Here is a 1,318-nt window from a genome sequence, read left to right as displayed (position 1 = left end):
GAGCCTGTAAATTATTTTGTGTAAGTTCCATTTTTTATAAATGATCTTTTAATCGATCATCGAACTGAATCGTAAACCAATTCATTGCTAAACGCCAATTTTGAATTGGCATCGTCCATTTCTTCGCAGCATTTGATGTTGCTAAGTAAATGACCTTCTTTACTGAGTCATCAGATGAAAAGATTTTCCTTTTCTTCGTTGAATGGCGTATTACGCTATTCAACGACTCAATCGCATTTGTTGTATAAATCGCATGACGTATTTCGGCTGGATAGCTAAAGATCGTTCGGATATTTTCCCAATTGGCCCTCCAGGATTCTCCAATTTTGGGATACTGGTGATTCCATTGATCACAGAAGATGTCTAGGGACTTTAAAGCATTTTCCTCTGTACTTGCCTGATAAATCGCTTTCAGACCCGACGTAACAGCCTTGTAGTCTTTCCAGCTTACAAATCTCAGGCTATTGCGTACAACATGCACAATACACAGTTGAATATCAGTATGAGGGTAAACAGAGGCTATCGCGTCAGGAAAGCCTTTTAATCCATCTACACAGGCAACAAGAATGTCCTGTACTCCTCGATTTTTTAGCTCTGTCATGACTGACAGCCAGAATTTGGCACCTTCTGTCTGAGTAATCCACATACCCAGTAATTCTTTTTGCCCATCCATATTGATGCCTAAAGCAAGGTATACGGACTTGTTAATCACATTGGAGTGCTGACGGACTTTGACAACAATACAGTCAAGATAGACAACAGGATAAAGGCTATCTAAGGCTCTATTTTGCCACTCAGTCACTTGCTCAATCACAGCATCGGTAACTTTGCTGATGAGAGATGCTGACACATCGGCATCGTACATTTCTTTGAAGAAGGCTACAATTTCCCTATTAGTCATTCCTTTTGCATACAGTGAGAGGATTTGGTCATCCATACTGGTGATGCGTGTTTGGTGCTTTTTGATAATTTGTGGCTCAAATGAACCTTCTCGATCACGGGGAATATCTAAAGCCAGTTGTCCATCTTGAGTTGTAATGGTTTTAGAACTAAACCCATTACGGCTATTTGAGCCTTTCTTGGGCTGATGCTTTTCATAACCGAGATGGTCTGAAAGTTCAGTATTGAGTGCAGTTTCAATCATGAATTTTTTAAAGACTGCTGTCATTTGGTTTAAGTCTTCTGGTGTTTTTAGACCTTTAGCCAATTCGGCAGCCATACTTTTGATTGTTGCTTCATCCATGTGAAGTACCTTTTGTAATTATCCTCTGAAGGATAAATGAAAATTAAGTACTTACACAAAATTTAGAACAGTCCC

1 protein-coding gene is annotated in these 1,318 nt (G+C 39.4%); it reads right to left on the bottom strand.

The annotated features are described in order from the left end of the window. Positions 1–34 precede the first annotated feature (34 nt). Entirely contained in the window at positions 35–1,243 is a 1,209-nt protein-coding gene (locus R5R67_RS19345; protein ID WP_004738842.1) for an IS256-like element ISAba26 family transposase, read from the bottom strand. Positions 1,244–1,318 lie beyond the last annotated feature (75 nt).

The sequence above is a fragment of the Acinetobacter sp. OYA S30 genome (assembly GCF_033599315.1).
Classification (GTDB): domain Bacteria; phylum Pseudomonadota; class Gammaproteobacteria; order Pseudomonadales; family Moraxellaceae; genus Acinetobacter; species Acinetobacter baumannii.
The sequence above is the reverse complement of the archived record's forward strand: the minus strand, read 5'-3'. Positions and strand labels throughout refer to the sequence as shown.

What these genes read in the sequence shown, in the direction of transcription:
- R5R67_RS19345 (WP_004738842.1), bottom strand. Translation starts at nt 1,243, where the DNA reads ATGGATGAAGCAACAATCAAAAGTATGGCTGCCGAATTGGCTAAAGGT.